General features: G+C 74.6%; 21 protein-coding genes and 1 pseudogene. 12 read left to right on the top strand and 10 right to left on the bottom strand.

Translation table 11 applies throughout. The features are described 5' to 3' along the window. The first annotated feature begins 156 nt into the window (after nt 1-156). The gene (locus HA073_RS10595; RefSeq protein ID WP_166456265.1) at nt 157-948 is read left to right on the top strand and encodes a class I SAM-dependent methyltransferase; all 792 of its coding nucleotides are present in this window, start codon (nt 157-159) and stop codon (nt 946-948) included. 54 nt (nt 949-1,002) lie between these two features. Here the strand turns inward: HA073_RS10595 and HA073_RS10600 are convergent, their stop codons facing one another. The 6 genes from HA073_RS10600 to HA073_RS10625 all read right to left on the bottom strand — a co-directional run bounded on the left by HA073_RS10600 (nt 1,003) and on the right by HA073_RS10625 (nt 6,969). Further along, on the bottom strand, nt 1,003-1,476 hold the full coding sequence (locus tag HA073_RS10600) for a hypothetical protein (protein ID WP_166456266.1): 474 nt from the start codon (nt 1,474-1,476) through the stop codon (nt 1,003-1,005). Between the two features lie 14 nt (nt 1,477-1,490). Further along, nucleotides 1,491-2,780: a hypothetical protein gene (locus tag HA073_RS30575; RefSeq protein ID WP_309228008.1), complete on the bottom strand. Its 1,290-nt coding sequence runs from the start codon at nt 2,778-2,780 to the stop codon at nt 1,491-1,493. Next, nucleotides 2,777-3,058 carry a type VII secretion target gene (locus tag HA073_RS10610; protein ID WP_166456307.1) on the bottom strand — a complete coding sequence of 94 codons (282 nt, stop codon included), beginning with the start codon at nt 3,056-3,058 and terminating at the stop codon, nt 2,777-2,779. The genes HA073_RS30575 and HA073_RS10610 overlap by 4 nt, the downstream gene beginning before the upstream one ends. Beyond that, the gene (locus HA073_RS10615; protein WP_166456267.1) at nt 3,055-3,486 is read right to left on the bottom strand and encodes a YbaB/EbfC family nucleoid-associated protein; all 432 of its coding nucleotides are present in this window, start codon (nt 3,484-3,486) and stop codon (nt 3,055-3,057) included. The genes HA073_RS10610 and HA073_RS10615 overlap by 4 nt, the downstream gene beginning before the upstream one ends. 123 nt (nt 3,487-3,609) lie before the next feature. After that, complete coding sequence (locus tag HA073_RS10620) at nt 3,610-5,001, bottom strand: pyridoxal-dependent decarboxylase (RefSeq protein ID WP_166456268.1); 1,392 nt, start codon at nt 4,999-5,001, stop codon at nt 3,610-3,612. 9 nt (nt 5,002-5,010) lie between these two features. Further along, nucleotides 5,011-6,969, bottom strand: a complete 1,959-nt coding sequence (locus tag HA073_RS10625; protein WP_166456269.1) for a BTAD domain-containing putative transcriptional regulator — start codon at nt 6,967-6,969, stop codon at nt 5,011-5,013. Nucleotides 6,970-7,067: 98 nt separating this feature from the next. Here HA073_RS10625 and HA073_RS10630 point away from each other — a divergent pair, with 98 nt between their 5' ends. Then, a complete protein-coding gene (locus HA073_RS10630) occupies nt 7,068-7,946 on the top strand; it encodes an alpha/beta fold hydrolase (protein WP_166456270.1) in 879 nt (292 codons plus the stop codon). A 52-nt stretch (nt 7,947-7,998) separates the two neighbouring features. On the opposite strand, the gene HA073_RS10635 is transcribed toward HA073_RS10630, so the two are convergent. Both HA073_RS10635 and HA073_RS10640 read right to left on the bottom strand, forming a co-directional pair. Further along, a complete protein-coding gene (locus HA073_RS10635) occupies nt 7,999-8,970 on the bottom strand; it encodes an ABC transporter permease subunit (protein ID WP_166456271.1) in 972 nt (323 codons plus the stop codon). Next, entirely contained in the window at nt 8,967-9,800 is an 834-nt protein-coding gene (locus HA073_RS10640; RefSeq protein ID WP_166456272.1) for an ABC transporter ATP-binding protein, read from the bottom strand. Before HA073_RS10640 ends, HA073_RS10635 begins: the two co-directional genes overlap by 4 nt. Nucleotides 9,801-9,918: 118 nt before the next feature. Between HA073_RS10640 and HA073_RS10645 the strand changes: the two genes are divergently transcribed. The 4 genes from HA073_RS10645 to HA073_RS10660 all read left to right on the top strand — a co-directional run bounded on the left by HA073_RS10645 (nt 9,919) and on the right by HA073_RS10660 (nt 13,524). Next, nucleotides 9,919-11,037, top strand: a complete 1,119-nt coding sequence (locus HA073_RS10645) for a sensor histidine kinase (RefSeq protein ID WP_064446502.1) — start codon at nt 9,919-9,921, stop codon at nt 11,035-11,037. Continuing rightward, the gene (locus tag HA073_RS10650) at nt 11,037-11,684 is read left to right on the top strand and encodes a response regulator transcription factor (RefSeq protein ID WP_064446501.1); all 648 of its coding nucleotides are present in this window, start codon (nt 11,037-11,039) and stop codon (nt 11,682-11,684) included. Before HA073_RS10645 ends, HA073_RS10650 begins: the two co-directional genes overlap by 1 nt. Before the next feature lie 65 nt (nt 11,685-11,749). Beyond that, on the top strand, nt 11,750-12,718 hold the full coding sequence (locus HA073_RS10655; RefSeq protein WP_166456273.1) for an ATP-binding cassette domain-containing protein: 969 nt from the start codon (nt 11,750-11,752) through the stop codon (nt 12,716-12,718). Continuing rightward, nucleotides 12,715-13,524: an ABC transporter permease gene (locus tag HA073_RS10660; protein ID WP_166456274.1), complete on the top strand. Its 810-nt coding sequence runs from the start codon at nt 12,715-12,717 to the stop codon at nt 13,522-13,524. The genes HA073_RS10655 and HA073_RS10660 overlap by 4 nt, the downstream gene beginning before the upstream one ends. Before the next feature lie 43 nt (nt 13,525-13,567). On the opposite strand, the gene helR is transcribed toward HA073_RS10660, so the two are convergent. Then, nucleotides 13,568-15,739 (bottom strand): RNA polymerase recycling motor ATPase HelR, encoded by a 2,172-nt coding sequence (gene helR, locus HA073_RS10665; protein ID WP_166456275.1) that lies wholly within the window; start codon nt 15,737-15,739, stop codon nt 13,568-13,570. A gap of 222 nt (nt 15,740-15,961) precedes the next feature. On the opposite strand from helR, the gene HA073_RS10670 reads away from it, so the two are divergent. The 5 genes and pseudogenes from HA073_RS10670 (at nt 15,962) to HA073_RS10690 (ending at nt 18,906) form a co-directional block, all read left to right on the top strand. Further along, complete coding sequence (locus tag HA073_RS10670; RefSeq protein ID WP_166456276.1) at nt 15,962-16,753, top strand: TetR/AcrR family transcriptional regulator; 792 nt, start codon at nt 15,962-15,964, stop codon at nt 16,751-16,753. A gap of 87 nt (nt 16,754-16,840) precedes the next feature. Further along, nucleotides 16,841-16,987: a hypothetical protein gene (locus HA073_RS10675; protein WP_166456277.1), complete on the top strand. Its 147-nt coding sequence runs from the start codon at nt 16,841-16,843 to the stop codon at nt 16,985-16,987. Continuing rightward, nucleotides 16,987-18,207: a YeiH family protein gene (locus HA073_RS10680; RefSeq protein WP_240925628.1), complete on the top strand. Its 1,221-nt coding sequence runs from the start codon at nt 16,987-16,989 to the stop codon at nt 18,205-18,207. The genes HA073_RS10675 and HA073_RS10680 overlap by 1 nt, the downstream gene beginning before the upstream one ends. After that, a pseudogene (locus HA073_RS10685) lies at nt 18,182-18,571 on the top strand (flavin reductase family protein); the annotation flags it as partial. The gene HA073_RS10680 and the pseudogene HA073_RS10685, both read left to right, overlap by 26 nt. Before the next feature lie 23 nt (nt 18,572-18,594). Beyond that, nucleotides 18,595-18,906: an NIPSNAP family protein gene (locus HA073_RS10690; RefSeq protein WP_166456278.1), complete on the top strand. Its 312-nt coding sequence runs from the start codon at nt 18,595-18,597 to the stop codon at nt 18,904-18,906. Between the two features lie 17 nt (nt 18,907-18,923). On the opposite strand, the gene HA073_RS10695 is transcribed toward HA073_RS10690, so the two are convergent. Continuing rightward, nucleotides 18,924-19,922, bottom strand: a complete 999-nt coding sequence (locus HA073_RS10695) for a YafY family protein (RefSeq protein WP_069089710.1) — start codon at nt 19,920-19,922, stop codon at nt 18,924-18,926. Nucleotides 19,923-20,008: 86 nt separating this feature from the next. Here HA073_RS10695 and HA073_RS10700 point away from each other — a divergent pair, with 86 nt between their 5' ends. Beyond that, the gene (locus HA073_RS10700; RefSeq protein ID WP_166456279.1) at nt 20,009-20,587 is read left to right on the top strand and encodes a DinB family protein; all 579 of its coding nucleotides are present in this window, start codon (nt 20,009-20,011) and stop codon (nt 20,585-20,587) included. Nucleotides 20,588-20,627 lie beyond the last annotated feature (40 nt).

Here is a 20,627-nt window from a genome sequence, read left to right on the forward strand (position 1 = left end):
GAACGCTATGGATTCGCAGGCCGGGAAACGTCACCGTGCGGTGGACACTTGCGGGTAGCTCGCACGGGGGACAGGCGCGGCGGTCGCGGCGTTTCGAGGGCGTGCCCTGAGCAGAACGGCTGGCCTCGCGACGGTCGCGGCGGGCAGGCTGCCGGCATGGCGACGGGCTTCGGCGGTGAGGTGGCGACCTACTACGCACGGCATCGGCGTGGCTATCCACCCGAGGCGGTCGACGCGCTGGCGGCAGCCTTCGGTCTCGGCCCTGACGACACCGTCGTCGACCTCGGCTGCGGCACCGGTCAGTTGAGCATCCCGCTCGCCGACCGGGTGGGCGCTGTCGTCGGCATGGACCCGGAACCGGACATGCTGGCCATCGCCCGGCGTGCCGCCCTGGACCAGGGGACCGCCAACGCCACGTGGATGCTCGGCAGCGACGGTGACGTGCCCGCGTTGTCCCGGCTGCTCGGCGGGGGGACGGTCGGTGCGCTGACCGTTGCCGTCGCCATTCACTTCATGGACCGCGACGCCCTCTTCGAGGCGGCACGGCCGTTGTTGCGCTCCGGCGGTGGCATCGCGGTCGTCACCAACGGCGAACCCCTGTGGATGCAGGACACCGAGTGGTCGATCGGGCTGCGCGGATGCCTGGAGCGGATGGTCGGCCACCCGGTCACCGGAAGATGCCAGACCGACGAGGATGGGCGTCGGCGCAACCGGGAGGCGCTCGTGCGTGCCGGATATCGGTACGAGGAGACGTCGGTGCGGTACGACGCGCCGCTCACCGTCGACGACATGGTCGGCGGCGTCTTCTCCGCGATATCCGCTGAACGTCTGCCGTCGTCGCGGCAGCGCACGGCGTTCGCCGCCGACGTACGCGACGCTCTCGGCGGGGTGGATGTGGTGACCGAGCGCGTCACCGTCCGGCTGCAGTGCGGGATCCTCGGCTCGTAGCCGATTCCCGACGGGGTTCAGCACGATGCCCACGACGCCGCACCACCAGCCCGTTCAACCCGCCGACGGCCGGCGGTGCTTCTCCCAGAGCGCGCGGTGTACGAAGTCGGGCGTGGTGCCGGGCGGGAAGTCCCGGTAACCCGACCGGGGCTCCCAGGCTGCGACAAGCAGGTCTAGGCCGTGCAGGAGAAGCACCGGCCAAGGGCTCACCGCGGTCAACTCGGTGAACAACCGTCGCGCCTCGTCACGCTGCACCTCGCCGTCCCGTCGGCTGTATCCGACGTCCCACACGACGCTGTACCCGTCGATGACGGACTCTTCCTCCGGCTCGTCGAGCGGATAGCTGTAACGGTTGACGGACAACTCGCCGCCGACGACGCCGGGCCGCCCGTCCGAGGCCGGCCGACTGAGGTACACCTTGCCCTCGTCGTCTCGGCTGAACTCCACGTGCATGCGGCTGGCGAGCTCTGCCGCCACACCCTCGGGGGCCAGGTCGGTGTGAATGAAGATGTGCTCGAAGGTGGACATGCGCCGCCCGGCTCCTAGGGAAGATCGATGATGCGGCCGTTGCCGAGAATGATGCGCACAGTCGCCGGCATCTGCTGGTCATGAACACGGGCCTGTCCTGCCGCCCGGCCGTAGCCTCGTCGCGCATCCTCCTCGGTCAAACCGACGTTACGACCGTCGAGAACCGCGACCCCGTCCGATCCTGCCTGTTCACCCGCCTCAAGGATATTCCGCCGCACGCTACTGCTGCCTGACCCGACCAGTGTCTTGAACTCGGTGATCACGCCGGGATCCTCCGGACCAGTCCGCACCATCGCATCGGGATTCTTCATTTTGTGAGCGTCGTCGATTCGTTCTCTCGGGTGCACCATGTCACCCTCGACCGCGAGGCGGTCCGCGATGGCCCGCTCCTTGTCCTCGAACAACCCGCGCGGATCGTGCACCCCCGGGCGGAACTCGTCGCCGAGTGGGCCGTGGTGTCGGCCCGGATCGAAGTCGGTGGGCCTCAACCCGTGCGGGCCGTCCGGTTTGGCGGATCCGCCACCCGGAGCCTCAGGCGAGCGACGACCCAGAAGGCGGCTCAGCGCCTCCCTGAGCTTCCCGATCAGGTCACCCAGCCGGCGCATCTCCGGCATCAGCCGCCGCAGACTTGCCAGCAACCCCCGCAACAACCGCCCGATCCGCGCCGCCCACGACGCCACCGTCGTCGTCACCTGCTCTACCACCAGCGGCGTCGCCAGCCCTGCCGTGGCGACGAGTTCGGCCGCGTACACGATCAGGCGGGACACGCAGGCGGCGATGGCGTCGCGGACCAGCAGCCGCACGGCCGCGACCAGGCCGGCGGCGCCTTCGGTGATCGCGGCCATCGCCTCGGCGCCCTGCGCGAGCCCGGTGATGGCCTGCTGCTGTTCGCTCGCCCAGCGGCGGTAGCCGGTGGCGGCGGCGCCGGTCCAGCCGGCGACCTCGGTGCGTACGGCGTGGGCCAGCTCGGCGGCGTCCTCGCGCAGGGACGCGGCGACGTTGCGCCAGGTCTGCGCGTGCGCGGTGATCTCGGCGGGGTCGCCGGCGAGCCAGTCGAGGGCTTCGCTGAGCGGCTTGACGTGTTCGATGAGCCAGGCGATGCCGTACTGGAGGAGGACCCCGGCCGGGTCGGACACGAGCGCGAGCGCGTCGAGGCCGGCGCTGACCACGCCGAGGCTGCCGTCGATCCAGCTGCCGGTGCGGACGCCCTGGGCGATGAGTTCGATGTCCTCGCAGATCCACACGCCGGCCCAGGGACTCGGACCGGAGTCCGCCGCGGCGGCGACCAGTGGGTTCGTGGTCACCGCCGCTGCCGTACCCGGTCGAGCAGGTCGGCGGCGTGCGCGTCGGAGGCGCGGTAGCGCTCGGCGCTCGACCGCAGCTTCCCGGCGGTGTCCCGGACCGACGTGGCGGCGGTGCCGATGCCGTCTGTGAGCATCCGCTGGAGACCGTCGAGCAGGGCCGGCATGATCGCGCAGAGCTGCCCGTACGCGTCGGCGCCCAGCCTGACGTGCTGGCCGGCCTGCCGGGCGGTGTCGATGCTGTCGGCGCAGCGGCCGAGGTGTGCGGCGTGCGCGGTCAGGTCGTCGGGGTCGACCTGGAGGCCCCGACCCGGGCGGCATCCGACGTGCCCGGGTCGGGGCCGAGCCGCCGCTGGTGGGACTCGACGATTGCCTGCCCGGCCGGGTCGTCCGCGCCGAGTGCCGCGGTGGTGGCCTCGGCGAGCCGTCGCAGCAGGTCGGCGCGGGCGTCCCGGCTGACGGCGAGAATCTGCCGGGCGGTGTGTGCGGCGGAGTGCTGCCGGACGCGTTCGTCCAGCCGCAGGTCGGCGAGCAGCCCGGACGAGTCGACGGTGACCTCGACCAGCCCGTCGGCGCTGCGCGCGGTGCCGGTCAGCGTCTGGGCGCGGGCGGACAGGTCGCGGGCCCGTGCCGCCCGATCGGCCAGGGACGACTCCCATTCGTCGAGCCGGCGTGCCGCCGCGTCCAGCGCGGCCTCGTCCGCCCACATGTTGACCCTCCCCAGGGGACTGCGGCAGCGCCACGCTACCAACCGATCGCGCTGCGTGTGTGCCCCGCCGAGGCATGTGAAGCGGTTCGGCCAGGCAACTGCCGCCGCGGCCGGTAACCGTCCTCAGTGAACCGTGTCGCCGCCGTCCCGGTGGGCCACCCGGATGAGGGCCGCCACCGACCGGTCCACGTCCGCCTCCGTCGTGGTCGCGTTCGACACCGAGATCCGCATCAGCCGCCGCCCCCGCCACGTCGTCCCGCCCACCCAGCACGTCCCGTCGACCTGCGCTGCGGCCACCACCCGGTCGGTGCGCGCGTCGTCGCCGAACCCGACGAGCACCTGGTTGAGCACCACGTCGTTCACCACCTCGAACCCGGCCGCGCTGAGCCCGTCGGCGAACCGGCGCGCCAGCGCGCAGCACCGCTCGACCAGCGCGCCGACGCCGTCGCGGCCCAGCTCCCGCAGGCCCGCCCAGACCGCGAAACCCCGGGCGCGGCGGGAGGACTCCGCGGTCAGGTCCGCGCCCGCGGGCACACCACCGGAACCCACGAGGTACGCGGCCGCGAGCGACATGGCCGCCGCGTGCGCGTCGGGCCGGGCGCAGAACGCGAACGCGCTGTCGTACGGCAGGTTCAGCCACTTGTGGCCGTCGCAGGCCCACGAGTCGGCGTTCTCCAGCCCGTCGACCAGGTGCCGGGTCGACGGGCTGGCAGCCGCCCACAGCCCGAAGGCGCCGTCCACGTGCGCCCAGCCGCCGTACCGGTGGACCAGGTCGCAGGCCCAGCGCAGGTCGTCGCACGCGCCGGTGTTCACGTTGCCCGCCTGGAGGCAGACGATGGTCGGGCCGGGACCGGCGTCGCGCAGCGCCGCTTCCAGGGCGTCCGGGTCGATCGCGCCCTGCGGGCCGGTCGGCACCGCGTGCAGCGCGTCGGTGCCGAGGCCGAGCAGGCGCAGCGACCTGTCGATGGTGGCGTGCCGTTCGGCCCCGGCGAACACGCGTACCGCAGGTGCGCCGGGCAGGCCGCGCCGCTCCACGTCCCAACCGGCGTCGGCGAGCACCTGGTGGCGGGCGGCGGCGAGCCCGGCGGTGTTCGCCGCCTGCGCGCCGGTGACGAAGCCGACCGACGCGGTCGCCGGGATGCCCAGCAGCTCCTTGAGCCAGCCGCCGGCTGCCGTCTCGGCGGCCACGGCGGCGGGGGAGGTGACCGCGTTGAACGCGATCTGGTCCCAGCCGACAGCCAGCATGTCGGCGGCGGTTGCGGCGGGCGAGGCGCCGCCGACGACGAAGCCGAAGTAGCGGGGGCCGCCGCTGGCGACCAGGCCGGGTTCGGCGGCGGCCACCAGGTCGGCGAGGACCTGCTCGGCCGGGGTGGGCGCGTCCGGCAGTGGACCGGCGAACGCCTCGGTCAGCGCGGCCTGGTCCACGGGTACGCCGACCGGCCGGTCGGGCAGCGACAGGCGGTAGTCGGCCGCGTGGTCGGCGGTGCGCCGGAACAGGTGCCTCAGCTCGTCCATCGCCGCACCCTAGCCCCGGTCGCCGCTCCCTTCGAGGGCGGCGTCGAGGCGGTCCAGGTGTGCGGGGACCGGCCCGGCGGTGAGCAGCCCGCTGCCCGCCCCGGCCAGCTCGCCCGCCGCCGGGGCGAGCGCGTCGCGCGCCCGGAGCGTCGCGTCCCGGTCCCCGAGCGCCACAGCGGCGCGGCCGGTGAGGCACCACAGCGCCTCCTGCAGCAGGTCGCGCGGCGGCGCCGGGGTGCGGCGCAACGCCCTGGCTGCCTCGTCGCGCCGGTCGGTGGCGAGCAGCACCAGCGGGCGCGCCCAGGGCGCGTACGGGCCCCAGTCGGTGTCGGCCGGGAAGTCGGCGGGCCGGTCGTGCCACACCCGCAGGCACAGCAGCGCCAGCGGCAGCAGGCCGCGCTCCACGCCGGGCATCCCGCAGCCGGCCAGCCCGGTCGCCCACGACCGGTACGCCGCCTCCGCATCCGGGCACGCGCCGGTGGCGGCGGTCCGCATGGCCCGGTAGCCGCCGGTGAACACGCCGACGAGGGGGCTCTCATGCCGGGCGGCGAGCCGGTCCGCCGCCTCGGCGTGCGCGTCGGCGGCGGTGAAGTCGGCGAGCGCGCTGCGCGCCTGCACGCGGATCAGGTGCCCGAGGATCTCCACTGTGGCCAGGCCGTGCCGGGCGGCGAGCGCCACCAGTTCCGCGCCGATCCCGTCCCGCTCGGCGGCCAGCCCGGCGCGATGGAACGTCTGCATGTAGACGCCGTTGAGCGCCTGGGCCAGCAGCGCCGGGTCGGCCACCCGCCGGGCGATCGCCTCCGCTTCCCGCGCGGACTGCGCCGGGCCGGGTGACGCCGTACCGCGGGACTCGATCGCGACGGTGGCCAGCAGCCGGGCGCGGGTCGCCTCCGGCGCGTCCGGGCCCAGCCCGGCGAGCGCCCGCTGCGCCGCCGCGACGACCCGGGCCGCCTGCGCCGGGTCGTCCGAGCGGGTCCAGATCGCGGGTACGTCGTATCCGCCGATCACGCGTGCGGTGAACTCCGGGTCGCCCAGCTGCTCGGCGGCGGTGATTGCGGCTTCGCGCTGGTCCCGGGCCGCCTCCAGTCCGCCCGGCCCGGTCACCGCGAGGCTGCGCAGCAGGCCGACAGTGGACTCCAGCCGGGCCCGCGCGCCGGGCACCACACTGCGCTCGTACGCCGCGGCGGTCTCGGCCCAGACGCGCGCCGCGCCGGTCGGTTCGGGTTCGGCCTGGCGCAGCAGGTCGGTCTCCAGCCGCCGCAGCCGGGGTCCGGGGTCCAGCCCGAGCTGGTCGCGCAGCAGTTCCCGGGCGCGGCGCAGCACGGCGAGCGCGTCGGCCTGCCGTCCGGCCCGGTAGAGCGCCGACGCCAGCAGCGCCCACCCGTCCTCCCGCCACGGGTACGCGGCGACGTGCGCGTCGAGATCGGGTACGGCGTCGGCGGCCCGGTCCAGCGCCAGCAGCGCCTCGGCCCGCCGCTCCACGGCGGTGAGCCGGATCTGGTCGAGCCGGGACCGTTCGGCGTGCGCCCACGGCTGGTCGAAGTCGGCGTACGCAGGTCCGCGCCACCAGCCCAGCGCCTCGTCGAGCCGGTCGAGCGCCGCTCGGGGCAGCGCGTCGGCTACCGCGCTGACCGTGTCCTCGAACCGCCAGGCGTCGACGGCGCCCGGGTCGGCGCGCAGCGCGTACCCCGGTCCCTCGGTGACCAGCAGCCGGGCCGCCTCGCGTGGCGGACGGCGCGGCTCGAGGCGGCGGCGCAGCGCCGCGACGAACGTGCGGACCGCGCCCACCGCGCCGGCCGGCGGGTCGTCCCACAGGTCGTCGACGATCTGCCCGACCGGCACCACCCGGCCCCGGGCGGCGACCAGCCGGGCCAGCACGGCCCGGTGCCGGGGCCCCTTCAGGTCGACCGGCTCACCCGCGTCGTCCCAGGCCGTGACCGGACCGAGCACACCGAAACCGACAGGCACCGACCCCTCCTCGACCCGGGCCACCGTATCGCGCTCATCGGTTGCTCATCGGGCGCCGCCACGCTGGTCGGGTACGACGAGACGAAAGAGGGATCGAGATGAGCACCACCATCGCGGGGTTCGACTACCAGCGCGTTCCGGTCGCCGAGGGCGTGACCCTGAACGTGGCGGTGGGCGGCTCCGGCAGCCCGGTCGTGCTGCTGCACGGCTTCCCGCAGACCCACCTGATGTGGCGGCACGTCGCCGCCGACCTGGCCGGCGAGCATACGGTGATCTGCCCGGACCTGCGCGGCTACGGCGCCAGCGACAAGCCGGCCGCGGACACCGAGGACACGTACGCCAAGCGGACCATGGCCGCCGACGTGGTGGCGGCGGCCCGCGCGCTCGGGCACGAGCGGTTCGCGCTCGCCGGGCACGACCGGGGCGCCCTGGTGGCGGTCCGGGCCGGCCTGGACCACCCGGACGTGGTCACCCACCTGGCGTCGCTCGACGTGCTGCCGACACTCGACATGTGGGACGTGCTGCACGGCGTGAACGCGTCGGTGGCGTTCCACCTCTACCTGATGGCGCAGCCGCCCGGCCTGCCCGAGCAGATGATCGCGGGCAGCGCTGACGCGTTCTTCGGGCACTTCCTGGACGCCTGGGCGGGTGACCCGGCGGCGATGCCGGCGCAGGTGCGCGCCGAGTACCTGCGTGCCTCCCGGGAGGCGGTCGACTCGATCGTGGCCGACTACCGGGCGTCGGCCGGGATCGACGTGGCGCACGACCGGGCCGACCGGGACGCCGGGCGGCGGCTGGCCATGCCGGTCACCGTCATCCAGCAGGACTGGGGCGCCGCGCTGGGTTACGACGCGGCGGCGGTGTGGCGGGCCTGGGCGCCGGACCTGGAGCACCGCACCACCACCGCTGGGCACTTCATGGCCGAGGAGGCGCCGGGCGAGATCGCCGAGGCGCTGCGCGCGCTGCTCAAGCGCTAGGTACGGCGGTCCGGGCGCGCGCCACGCGCCCGGACCGGCCGCCCCCGTCCGCTCAGCCGGCCCGTCTCCGGACGTGCCACAGGCCGAGCGCCGCCAGCAGACCGGCCGCGCCGAGGTGCAGCGCCAGCTCGATCCACTGGAACGTCCAGAACCGGTGGTTCGGCTGGTAGGCCAGGTCCACGTGCAGGTCGAGCTTGCCGAGGCAGACCGCGGTGTCGCCGAACGTGCCGGTGGCGCCGGTCCGCGGCGGGTCGCGGAAACAGGTGCCGAACGCGGCGTCGGAGAGCTGCCGTCCGTCGGCGGTCCGCAGCGGGCTGATGTCGGTGACCCAGGCGCCCGGCACGTCCAGTCCGCCGACGACCGGGGAGCCGGTGATGCTGCCGAGGTTGCGGGCCCGGTTGACAGTGTCGGCGGTCATCGGCACGGTGACCCGCTCCGGCGGCAGGTAGTGCGGGCGCAGCAGGTTCGGCACCGCGAGCTGCGCCAGCACCACTGCCAGGAACACCACTGCCATGGCTGGGAGGGTGCGGCGCAGCAGCAGCCCGGCGACGACGCCGAGGACGAGGCCGAACACGGCGTACCCGACCGGTGCGACGCCGCGCGCGCCGAACAGCACGGTGCTGAACCGGTCGCCCGCGACCCGGTCGACGGGCGAGGCCGCCCAGGTCAGCAGCGCGCCGAGCAGCCCGGCGACGAGCGCGGCGGCGGCCGACAGCACGGCGAGCTTGACCGCCAGCCAGCGGCGGCGCGGCACGCTCTGGTTCCACACCAGCCGGTGCGTGCCCTGCTCCAGTTCCCGTGCGACCAGCGGCACGCCCCAGAACGCGCCGATCAGTGCGGGCAGCAGCGCGAACCCACCGGCGAGGAACAGCATGGTCTGCGCGTACCGGTCGGGCAGCCGGGCCGGGTCGGGCACGGCCCGGATGTCCGCGCCGAGGCGCAGCAGGTAGGCCCCGGCCAGCACCAGCAGGACCGCGCCGGCGAGCGCCGGGAGGCGGAACTGCCGCAGCGTCATCCGGATCATCCGGTCACCGCCGGGTGGGCGGCGGCCCGGGACAGGTACGCCAGCACCAGCTCCTCCAGCGTGACCGGCGCGTCGTCGCGTACCGCCGGGCCCCGGACCACGACGCGGCCGGGCTCGGCCCAGACCACCTCGGCCCCGGCGGGCGCGGCGGCGATCCGGTGGTGGGTGGCGAGCAGGTCCGTGACCGGCCCGGCCACCTGGACCCGGGCGGCGCAGAGCACGACCAGGTGGTCGCAGACCTGCGCCACGTCGCCGAGCAGGTGCGAGGAGAGCACCGCGCCGGCGCCGAGTTCCCGCACGAAGCCGGCCAGGCCGTGCATGAACTCGCGGCGCGCGAGGGGGTCCAGCGCGGCGGCCGGCTCGTCGAGGATGAGCAGGTCGGGGCGTTTCGCGGCGGCCAGCGCCAACGCCAGTTGGGCGCGCTGGCCGCCGGAGAGCCGGCCCGCCTTCTGCGCCGGATCGAGGCCGACCTCGTCGATCCGCCGCCGGGCCAGCGCCGCGTCCCAGGACGGGTTGAGCCAGGCGCCCATCCGCAGGTGCTCGGCGACGGTGAGGGAGGCGTAGACCGGTGTGTCCTGGGCGACGAATCCGACCCGGGCCAGGTGCGCGGCGTCGGCGGCCGGTGGTGCGCCGAGCACCGTCAACGTGCCGGAGGTGGGCGCGATCAGCCCGCAGGCGAGTTGCAGCAGTGTGGACTTGCCGGCGCCGTTGGGGCCGACCAGGCCGACCACGTGGCCGCGCGGGACGCTCAGGTCGCAGTCGGCAAGCGCGTTGCGGCGGCCGTACCGTTTGGTCAGCCGCTCGGCGTGCAGGGCGAGTGGTGGATGCATGCGGCTCATCCTGGGCACGCCGGGGCCGGCGGACATCGGTCCGGAGCACGGTCCGGCGCGCGGCCGACCCTACTTTCGGCCGGTTCGCGGCGGCCCGCGATCTCCTAGCGTGCTGGGCATGGCTGGTGAACGGTTCCCCCGGGTGGCGGCGACGGCGGGGCTCGCCGTGGTGCTGCTCGCCGCGATCGGCGTCCAGGCGGTCGCGATCGCCGCGAGCTGGGGTCTGCGGTACTGGCTCGTGGGCGGCGCGGCCGCCGTCGTGGTCGGCGTGCTGGCTCTGGTACGCGACAGGCAGCGCGTCGTCACGGCCACTGCCGGGCTCGTCGTCGCCGGGTCGGCCGTCGCCGCCGCCCGGTTGTTCGACCTGCCGACCGAGCCGGGGCCCACGCTGGCGCTGGCGTCGGCGGTCCTGGTCGGATCGGCGGTACGCGCGTTGCCGCCGCTGCCCGCCGGCCTGATCGCCGCCGGTGGTCTCGTGGTGGCGGCCGGGGCGTGGGCGGTGGCCCGACCGGGCGCGGGCGGGTCCGGGGTGGTGGCGCTCAGCTGCCTGTGCTGGCTCGGCGGGGTCGCCACCGGGCTGAGCCTGCGGCTGCTCGACGAGCGGGCCCGCGCCACCGCCGAGCGGGTACGCCGCGACGAGCGACTGGAGCTGGCCCGGGAGCTGCACGACGTGGTGGCCCACCACGTCACCGGCATCGTGGTGCAGGCGCAGGCCGCCCACCTGGTCGGACGGCGGGATCCGGCGCGCGTCACGGAGTCGCTGGCCGGGATCGAGGAGGCCGGCGGCGAGGCGCTGCGGGCCATGCGCCGCGTGGTGGGGGTGCTGCGCGACACCGATGACGCGCCGCCGGCCTCGGCCGGTACCGAGCAGATCGAGGAGCTGGTCGAGCGGTTCCGCCGGCAGGGCCCGCCGGTGCGGCTGCGCCTACCGGGGGAGACGGCCTGGCCGCCGGAGGTCACCAGCACCGTGCACCGGATCGTCCGGGAGGCGCTGACCAACGTGGCCCGTCACGCCCCGCACGCCGGGCAGGTCACTGTGGACGTGGCGCGGGAGCCGGACGCGGTGGTGGTCGAGGTGACCGACGACGCGCCCGGCGGGCCCGCCGAACACCGGGGCGGATACGGCCTGGTCGGCCTGCGTGAGCGCGTCGAGGCCCTCGGCGGGACGCTGCGCGCCGGTCCCCGCCCCGACGGCGGATGGTCGGTGCGGGCCTCCGTGCCGTGCGGGAGGCCGTGATGGCGATCCGGGTGCTGCTCGCCGACGACCAGGCGATGGTCCGCGGCGGGTTGCGGCTCATCCTGGAGGACCAGCCCGACATCACAGTGGTCGCCGAGGCGTCTGACGGCGTCGACGCGGTCGCCCAGGCCCGCCGGCTGCGCCCGGACGTCTGCCTGGTGGACATCCGGATGCCGCGGCTCGACGGCCTCCAGGTGACCCGGGCGCTCGCCGGGCCCGAGGTGGCCGATCCGCTGCGGGTCGTCGTGGTCACCACGTTCGACCTGGACGAGTACGTCTACGGCGCGCTGCGCGGGGGAGCGGCCGGGTTCCTGCTCAAGGACGCCGGTCCGGCGCTGCTGGTGGAGGCGGTGCGGGCGGCGCACCAGGGCGACGCGCTCGTGTCCCCGTCGGTGACGGTCCGGCTGCTGCGGCACCTGGCCCCGCCCGCCCCGCCCCGCGACGAGCGCCGCCCGGCGCTGTCCGAGCGGGAGATCGAGGTGGTACGCGAGATCGCCCGGGGCCGTACGAACCTGGAGATCGGCGCGGAGCTGTTCATCTCGCTGAGCACCGTAAAGAGCCACGTCTCGGCCGTGCAGACCAAGCTCGGCCTGCGCAACCGTACCGAGATCGCGGTCTGGGCGTGGGAGCACCGCGTGGTCGACTGAACCGTTGACGGACGCCATACCGTACGTTGTACGTTAGTGACTGTCGTCAACGGAGGGGGACAGACGTGGAACACGCGATCCTCGCGGAGGGCCTGCGCAAGCGGTACGGGGGCAACGTGGCGCTGGACGGATTCGACCTGCGCGTGCCACCGGGCACCGTGTGCGGGCTGCTCGGCCCGAACGGCGCCGGCAAGACCACAGCCGTACGCATCCTCGCCACGCTGCTGCGCTTCGACGCCGGGCGGGCCGAGGTCGCCGGCTACGACGTGGCCGGGCAGGCCGACCGGGTACGCCACCGCATCGGCCTGGTCGGCCAGCATCCGGCGGTGGACGAGGCGCTGAGCGGCCGGGAGAACCTGGTCATCTTCGGCCGCCTGTTCCACCTGGGCCGGGCCGGGGCGCGGCGGCGGGCGACCGAACTGCTCGACCGGTTCGGGCTCGCCGACGCCGCCGACCGGCCGGTACGCACGTACTCCGGTGGCATGCGCCGCCGCCTCGACCTGGCCGCCGGGATGATCCTCGCGCCGTCGGTGCTGTTCCTGGACGAGCCGACCACGGCGCTGGACCCGCGCGGGCGCAACGAGGTGTGGGAGGCGGTACGGGACCTGGTGCGCGGCGGCACCACGGTGCTGCTGACCACGCAGTACCTGGACGAGGCCGACCAGCTCGCCGACCGCGTCTGCGTGCTCGACGCTGGGCGGGTGATCGCCGAGGGCACCCCGGACGCGCTCAAGTCCCGCCTGGGCGGCGACCGGATCGAACTGGTCGTCCGCGACGCCGCCGACCTCGCCGCCGCCGCGAGTCGGCTGCGCGCGGTGGCCCGCTCCGAACCGGCTGTCGATCCGGACCGGCGGGCGGTCAGCGCCCAGGTCGGCGAGCGGGCCGGTGCGCTGACCGAGGTGCTGCGCGCACTCGACTCCGACGGCGTGGGCGTGGCCGACGTGGCGCTGCGGCGGCCCACACTGGACGAGGTGTTCCTCCAGCTCACTGCCACGTCCTCCGCCGCCCGCACCGGCGTGGAGGTGACCGCGTGACCGCGACGGTGAACCCGGCCCGGCGTGCGTCGCTGGCCGGTGACGGCCTCACGTTGACCGGGCGCGCGCTGGCGCACTGGCGGCGCGAGCCCGGCCCGCTGATCGGCTCGCTGGGCTTCGACATCCTGATGGTGCTGATGTTCGCGTACCTGTTCGGCGGCGCGCTCCAGGTACCAGGCGGCGGCAGTTACCGCGAGTTCCTGATGCCCGGGATGTTCGCCATGACCATGGTCTTCGGCATCAGCATGACCACCATGGCGGTCGCGGCGGATCTGGAGCACGGTGTCACCGACCGGCTGCGGTCCATGCCGGTGTCGCGGCTGGCGCCGCTGCTCGGCCGCGCTGTCGCCGACCTGATGTTCGCGGTGGTGACGCTCGCCGTCATGCTGCTCGTCGGCTTGGCCGTCGGGTGGCGGGCACGCGGCGACCTCGGCGACACGCTCACCGCGTTCGGGCTGATCCTGCTGCTGCGGATCGCGCTGGTCTGGGTGGGCGTCTTCCTCGGCCTGACCGTGCAGGGACAGAGCGCGGTCACGGCCGTGCAGACGCTGGAGTTCCCGCTCGGTTTCCTGTCCAGCGCGTTCGTGGCGCCGTCCACCATGCCCGCGTGGCTGGGCGCGGTCGCCGAGTGGAACCCGCTGTCCGCGACCGTCGGCGCCGCCCGGGAGCTGTTCGGCAACCCCGGCTGGGGCGGCGACTCCTGGGTGGCCGCGCATCACCCGCTGCTGGCGGTGCTCTGGCCGCTGGCGCTGATCGCCGTGTTCCTGCCGCTGTCGCTGCGCCGCTACCGGGCGCTGAGCCGCTGAGCCGGACCCCGGGGGCGGCCGTGCGCCGCCCCCGGGGCACGGGTCACGGCCCGGTGAGCACGACCAGCTCGCCGGTGGCCCGGGTCATCGCCACGTACCGGTCCACCGCGCCGGAGATGCCGTCGCCGAACGACTCCGGGTCGACCAGCACCACCAGGTCGAACTCCAGCCCCTTCGCCAGCTCCGGCGTCAGCGACCGGACCCGGTCGGTCGCCGGGAACCCGGGATCGCCGATGACGCACGCGACGCCCTCGGGATGGGCGGCGAGCCAGCCGTCCACCACCGCGCGCAGCTCGGCGCGGTCGCCGTACCGCACGGGGGCGCCGTCGCGGATGGACGTGGGCACGTTGGCGTCCGGGAGCACGGCCCGGATCACCGGCTCGGCCGCCGCCATCACCTGCGCCGGGGTGCGGTAGTTGACGGTCAGCGTCGCCACCTCGACCCGGTCGAACCCGGCCCGCGTCAGCCGCTGCGGCCACGACTCGGTGAACCCGTGCCGCGCCTGCGCCCGGTCGCCGACCACTGTGAAGCTGCGCGACGGGCAGCGCGCCAGCAGCATCTGCCACTGCGCGTCGGTCAGCTCCTGCGCCTCGTCCACCACCACGTGCGCGAACGGCCCGGCCAGCAGGTCCGGATCGGCCACGCTCAACGCGCTGGAGTCGACCAGGCTGGTGCGCATGTCCTCGCCGTACAGCATGGTCATCAGACCTTCGCCGTCGTCGTAGGCGTGCGACGCGATCAGCGCGTCGACCACCGTGTCCATCTCGGCGCGCTGCGCGGCCAGCACCGCCTCGTCGCGGCGCCGCCGCAGCGACGCCTCCGGGTCGCCGACCCGCCGCCGGGCCGCGTCCAGCCACGGCAGGTCCGCGGCCGTCCAGGCCCGGGCGTCGGCCCGCCGCAGCGTACGGATCTCCTCGACGCTCAGCCAGGGCACGCACCGGCGCAGGTAGGCCGGCACCGACCACAGGTCGGCCACCACGTCGAGCGGGTCGAGCAGCGGCCACGCCCGGCCGAACGCGGTCACCAGTTCCCGGTCGCGTCCCAGTGCCCGGCGGACCGCCTCCTCCGGCTCGTCCCCGCGGTACTTCTCCACCAGGATCGTGACCAGTTCCTCCCACACGTCGTCGCGGGCCTCGTTGTGCCCGACGCCCGGGCCGGCCGCCTCGAACGCCGTCGCCCAGTCGTCGGCGGTCAGCCGCAGCTCGGCGTCCCCGACCCCGACTGTCATCCCGGTCGCGGGCGGCTCCTCGTAGAACCGGACCGCGGCGTCGACAGCCCGCACGACGTCCGCCGACGCCTTCAGCCGGGCCACCTCCGGGTCGGTCTCCGGCGCCGCCGCCGCGCCCTCCGGCACCAGGTCGGCCAGGGTGCAGATCTGCACGTCCTCCTCGCCCAGGCTGGGCAGCACGTCGGAGACGTAGTTCAGGTACGGCTGGTGCGGCCCGACGACGAGGACCCCGCCCCGGCGCTCGCCGAGGCGCGGGTCGGCGTGCAGCAGGTACGCGGTGCGGTGCAGCGCCACCACCGTCTTGCCGGTGCCGGGACCGCCGTCGACCACCAGCGCGCCCCGGGAACCGGCCCGGATGATCGCGTCCTGGTCGGCCTGGATGGTGCCGAGCACGTCACGCATCCGCGCCGACCGGGTCGCGCCCAGGCTGGCGATGAACGCCGACTGGTCGTCCAGCGCGGCGTGCCCGGCCAGAGCGTCGGCGGTGAACACCTCGTCCCAGTAGTCGGTGATCCGCCCTCGGCTCCACCGGTACCGGCGGCGGCTGACCAGGCCCATCGGGTCGGCGTGGGTGGCGCCGAAGAACGGCTCGGCGGCGGGGGAGCGCCAGTCCAGCAGCAGTCGGCCGCCCGCGCCGTCGGTCAGGCCGAGCCGGCCCACGTACACCGGTTCGCCGCCGTCCGCGCCGACCATCCGGCCCAGGCACAGGTCCAGGCCGTAACGGCGCAGCGTACGCAGGCGCGCGCTCAGCCGCCGGACCTCCTGGTCCCGGTCGACGGCCTGCCGGCCCCGGCCGCCGGCGGACCGGCGCGTCGCGTCGAGCCGGTCGGTCAACTCGGCGATCGAGCGGCGCAGGCTGTCGGCGATGACGGCGAAGTGCCGCTCGTCGGCGGCGATCAGGTTCGGGTCGGCCTTGGCCGACAGACGTTCGGGAAGATCGAAAACGCTGGTGGCAGGCAGATTCAACTCGTCTCCGATCACGGGCACGGCCGAGCCTCCGCTCTTCGCGGCTTTTCGAATGCCTCGGCAATGGGTTACGGCCGGCAATTCTGCGCCACCACCCGGGGCTTGCCGCAAGACCGGGGGTGCGCTATATGTTGGTAGTGGCGGGAGAACCCGCCATTCTTTTTGCCCGAACAATTCTCGTGGTTTTTGCCCGGCGTCCCGCCGACGGGCCGCGACCGGCGTGGCCGGTAGGATGACGGCACCATGTCGAAGGAGCGCCGGCGCAAGGCCGATCCCGCCCGCAGCCTGGCCCTTCTGTGGCGCACCCGGGAGCCGGCCAGCCGCGGCGCCGGTCCCGGTCTCAGCGTCGACCGGATCGTGCGCGCCGCGATCGAGATCGCCGACGCCGAGGGCATCGACGCGCTCACCATGCGCCGGGTCAGCGAGGCGCTCGGCGTGGGCACCATGTCCGTCTACACGTACGTGCCGGGAAAGGCGGAACTGCTCGACGTCATGGTGGACGCCGTTCTCGGTGACCTTCCACGCCCGGCCGACGTGCCGGGTGGCTGGCGGGGCCGGCTGGAACGGATCGCGCGGGACAATCTGGCGCTCTACCGGTCCCACCCGTGGCTGCTGCGCGCCGAGACGACCCGGCCGGTGCTCGGCCCGAACGTGCTCGCCAAGTACGACTACGAGCTGCGCGCCGTCGCGGACATCGGGCTCGACGACGTGGAGATGGACGCGGTGCTCACGCTCGTGCTGGGGCACGCCAAGAGCGCGGCGCGGGTCGCGCTGGACGTGGCCGAGCTGGAACGTGAGACCGGGATGACCGACGACCAGTGGTGGCAGACGCACGGGCCCTGGCTGGAGAAGTTCATGACCGCCGGCAGTTTCCCGCTCGCCGCGCGGGTCGGCACGGCCGCGGGCATGGCGCACGGCGCGGCGTACGGGCCGGACCACGCCTTCGAGTTCGGTCTGCAGCGGGTGCTCGACGGCATCTCGGTGGTGGTCGCCGAACGTGCCGCGGGTGAGCCGGAGCGCGGGAAGACCTTGTAATCCTACTGGTTAAGTAGGAAACTCTCCGTGGGGTCGATGAGCCTTCGGCTGCCCTCCCTCGCCCGCGCGTACCTGTAGGAGCCCTCCATGAGCAACGCGCCCACGCCACCCGAACCGCCCACCGCAGGCACGTCCCGGCTCGCCTTCAGCGAGGACTGGGCCGCCACTGTCCTCGGCCTCGCGCTGCTGCTCCTGGTGCTGGTCGGCGCCATCCCCGCCGGGCTGGTGCCGTGATGGCCGCCGCACCGGAGCCCGCCGTTCGCAGCACCGCCGCCGGGCCGTCCGCGGCCTCCACCGCGGACGCCCCAGCCGCCGCGACCTCAGTGGACCGACCGGACGGTACGCCCGCGGACGCGCCGCCCCCGGCCGACCTGCGCTCCGGCGCGTTCTGGGCCTGGACCGCCGTGGGTCTGCTGGTGGTGCTCGGGCTGGCCGCGCTCACCCGCTACCTGGAACAGAACGTGCCGGTCTGGGCCGAGGGCAGCGCGGTCGAGGAGGTGGCCGCCGCGATCGAGTACCCGGTCTATGCGATCCTGCTCGGCCTGCTCGGCAACCTGGTGGTCACCGTGACCGGCCTGCGCGACCGGATCTCCGCCGCGTTCCGGACCGAGTTCTTCATCAAGACCGGCCTGGTGCTGCTCGGCGCCTCGATCAACCTCGCCGTCATTGCGAGCGCCGCCGGTCCCGCCATCGCCCAGGCGCTGCTGCTGATCAGCGGCGTGTTCCTGTTCACCTGGTGGCTGGCCGGGCGCTTCGGCCTCGACGACAAACTGCGGGCGCTGCTCGCCTCGGCCGTGTCGATCTGCGGGGTGAGCGCCGCGATCGCCGCCGCCGGCGCGGTCCGGGCACGCCGGGAACAGCTCGCGTACACGGCCAGCCTGGTCATCGCGTTCGCGTTGCCGTCGATCTTCCTGCTGCCGTGGCTGGCCGACGTGCTCGGCCTCTCCGACGCGGTCGCCGGTGCCTGGATCGGCGGCAACATCGACACCACCGCCGCCGTCACCGCGGCGGGCGCGCTCGCCGGTGAGGACGCGCTCCAGATCGCCAGCATCGTCAAGGTCACCCAGAACGCGCTGATGGGCGTGGTCGCGGTGGCGCTCACCGCGTACTTCGCGCTGCGCGTGGAGCGCCGTCCGGACACCCCGCGGCCGGGGCTCGGCGAGCTGTGGCGTCGGTTCCCGAAGTTCGTCCTCGGGTTCGTCGCCGCCTCGGTGATCGCCACCTGGTACCTCGACGCCGCCGGGGCGGACGGCAAGGCCACCATGGCGATCGTCACCGACCTGCGGGTCTGGTTCCTCATCCTGGCGTTCGTCAGCATCGGCCTGGAGGTCCGTGTGTCGTCGCTGCGCGAGGCCGGCTGGCGGCCGGTCACCGTGTTCGGCGCGGCCACCGTGTTCAACCTGGTGCTCGCGCTCGGGCTGGCGTCGGTGCTGTTCCACGGCTTCACGGTCTGACCGGCTGGACCTGGGCTCGTCGAGCTGGCCGGTGGTGTCCCGGGCCCGGCACGTCGCGGTGCACCTGCTCGGGCACGGCCAGCACGAGGTGGCCCGGACGTTCGCCGCCAGCGGGATCGACAGGTTCGCCGAGCCGACCCGCTGGCGGCCCGGCCCGGAAGGGGTGCCGGTCCCCGACGACACACTGGCCTGGCTGCTGTGCCGGGTGGTGGACCGGGTCGTCGTCGGGGACCACGCCGTCGTGCTGGCCGAACCGGAACTGCTGCGGCACGCCGACGTCGGCTCGCCGCTGCTCTACCACCGGGGCCGGTACGCGGGCCTGGCCGACACGACCGACCCCGGCGACCGCCGCTGCGCCGCCTGACCGACCGTCGCTATCGTGGCCGCGTGATCACCTGCGTCGTGCACTACACGATCGACCCCGCACAGATCGAGGCGTTCGAGCGCTTCGCCCGCACCTGGATGCGGCTGGTGGCACAGCACGGCGGCGTGCACCACGGCTACTTCCTGCCCGCCGAGGGCGCCAGCGACCGGGCCGAGGCGCTGTTCAGCTTCGCCAGCCTGGCGGCGTACGAGCAGTACCGGGCCCGGTTCGGAGTGGACCCCGAGTTCGTCGCCGCCGACCGGATCCGTGACGAGTCGGGCTGTGTCCTGCGGTACGAGCGCACGTTCATGCGCCCCCTCCTGCCCACCGACTGACACCCCGGCCGGCCCGGCTACCGAGGCGGGTTCGGGCCCTCCGCTGCTGCGGCGTAGCGGCGGGCCAGGCGGGCGAACGCCTCCCGCAACTCGGGCGGCCCGACCACCTCGATGTCGGCGTCGTAGCGGCCGAGCAGGGCGGCCAGCCCGGCCCACGACCAGCCGCCCTGGGTCAGACGGCAGCGATCGGGCCCCAGCTCCTCGACGATGCCGTCGCGGGTCCACGCGGAGACCGTCCGGGCGGGCAGGTCGAGGATCACCTCGCCCCGGCAGGGCCAGTCACCCGGCCCGGTGGCGCCCTTGAACCGGCCGGCGATGTACGCCGCGACGTCCCCGCCGGGCAGCTCGCGGGGCGTGAACCGGGGGCCGGTGGGCGTACGCGGGCTGATCCGGTCGACCCGGAACGTGCGCCAGTCGTCGCGGTCCAGGTCCCAGGCCACGAGATACCAGCGCCCGCCCCAGGTGACCAGGTGGTGGGGCTGCGCGCGGCGCGGCGGCGCGTCGGGAGCGGACGCCGACACCGAGTCGTAGTCGAAGCGCAGCTCCTCCCGGGCGTGCACGGCGGCGCTGAGTGTCATCAGCAGTCCCGGCTCCACGCGGGCCGCGGCGGGCGTGCCGGCCCGTTCCACGGCGATCACCCGCAGCGCGTCGACCCGGTGGCGCAGCCGGGGCGGCATCACCTGCCGGACCGTGGTCAGCGCCCGCGCGGCGGCCTCCTCGATGCCGGTCACGCCGGTGGCGGCGGTCTGCAACGCCACGGTCAGCGCGACCGCCTGCTCGTCGTCGAAGAGCAGCGGCGGCAGCGCCGAGCCGGCGCCGAGACGGTAGCCGCCCTCCGGGCCCTTGGTGCTCTCGATCGGATAGCCCAGCTCGCGGAGCCGGTCGACGTCGCGGCGCACGGTACGCGCGCTGACCCGTAACCGTTCGGCGAGCAGCGCGCCCGGCCAGTCCCGGCGGGCCTGAAGCAGGGACAGCAGGGAGAGCAGTCGCGCGGAAGTCGTCGGCACGACACGCATTCTGCCCGCAGAAGAGGACACATCCTGACCGCTATGCCTGCGAGTGTGGGCCCGTACCCGATCAGGACCGGAAGGAACCGATGACGATGACCGGCACCACCACGACCCCCACCACCCTGGACGCCGAGCGGGCCGACCTGCTGGCCGAGCTGGCTGAAGCCCGGAACATGCTGACCAACACGGTGCGCGGCCTGACCGACGAGCAGGCCGGGCAGAAGCCGACGGTCAGCGCGCTCTGTCTGGGCGGCCTGATCAAGCACGTCGCGTCCACCGAGGAGGCGTGGTTGCGGTTCGTGGTCGAGGGCCCGTCGGCGATGTCCTTCGCCATGCCGGAGGGCGTCACCTGGGAGGACTTCATGTCCGGGCAGGCCCGCGAGCTGCCGCAGTGGGCGATCGAGCGGGGACGGGACTTCCAGATGCTGCCCGAGGACACGCTGCCGGCCATCCTGGACCGCTACGCCCGCATCGCCGCCCGTACCGAGGAGATCGTCGCCGGCGTCGAGGACCTGTCGGCGACCTGGCCGGTGCCGGACGCGCCGTGGAACGAGCCCGGCTCGGTCCGCAGCATCCGGCGGGTGCTGATCCACGTCATCGCCGAGACCACCCAGCACGCCGGGCACGCGGACATCCTGCGCGAGAGCATCGACGGGCAGACCACCACCTGAGCCGGCCGGGGCACCGGCGCCGCGGGGCGCCGGTGCCGGC

Origin of the sequence: Micromonospora sp. CMU55-4 (genome assembly GCF_011602315.1) — a bacterium.
Classification (GTDB): Bacteria; Actinomycetota; Actinomycetes; order Mycobacteriales; family Micromonosporaceae; genus Micromonospora; species Micromonospora chalcea.

Bases quoted from the DNA above. Each gene is read 5' to 3' on its own strand.
- HA073_RS10600 (WP_166456266.1), bottom strand. From the start codon at position 1,476: ATGTCCACCTTCGAGCACATCTTCATTCACACCGACCTGGCCCCCGAG.
- HA073_RS10675 (WP_166456277.1), top strand. From the start codon at position 16,841: ATGAGCAACGCGCCCACGCCACCCGAACCGCCCACCGCAGGCACGTCC.
- HA073_RS10695 (WP_069089710.1), bottom strand. From the start codon at position 19,922: ATGCGTGTCGTGCCGACGACTTCCGCGCGACTGCTCTCCCTGCTGTCC.
- HA073_RS10680 (WP_240925628.1), top strand. From the start codon at position 16,987: ATGGCCGCCGCACCGGAGCCCGCCGTTCGCAGCACCGCCGCCGGGCCG.
- HA073_RS10595 (WP_166456265.1), top strand. From the start codon at position 157: ATGGCGACGGGCTTCGGCGGTGAGGTGGCGACCTACTACGCACGGCAT.
- HA073_RS10670 (WP_166456276.1), top strand. From the start codon at position 15,962: ATGTCGAAGGAGCGCCGGCGCAAGGCCGATCCCGCCCGCAGCCTGGCC.
- HA073_RS10640 (WP_166456272.1), bottom strand. From the start codon at position 9,800: ATGCATCCACCACTCGCCCTGCACGCCGAGCGGCTGACCAAACGGTAC.
- HA073_RS10630 (WP_166456270.1), top strand. From the start codon at position 7,068: ATGAGCACCACCATCGCGGGGTTCGACTACCAGCGCGTTCCGGTCGCC.
- HA073_RS10635 (WP_166456271.1), bottom strand. From the start codon at position 8,970: ATGATCCGGATGACGCTGCGGCAGTTCCGCCTCCCGGCGCTCGCCGGC.
- HA073_RS10615 (WP_166456267.1), bottom strand. From the start codon at position 3,486: ATGTGGGCGGACGAGGCCGCGCTGGACGCGGCGGCACGCCGGCTCGAC.
- HA073_RS10645 (WP_064446502.1), top strand. From the start codon at position 9,919: ATGGCTGGTGAACGGTTCCCCCGGGTGGCGGCGACGGCGGGGCTCGCC.
- HA073_RS10620 (WP_166456268.1), bottom strand. From the start codon at position 5,001: ATGGACGAGCTGAGGCACCTGTTCCGGCGCACCGCCGACCACGCGGCC.
- HA073_RS10650 (WP_064446501.1), top strand. From the start codon at position 11,037: ATGGCGATCCGGGTGCTGCTCGCCGACGACCAGGCGATGGTCCGCGGC.
- HA073_RS10700 (WP_166456279.1), top strand. From the start codon at position 20,009: ATGACCGGCACCACCACGACCCCCACCACCCTGGACGCCGAGCGGGCC.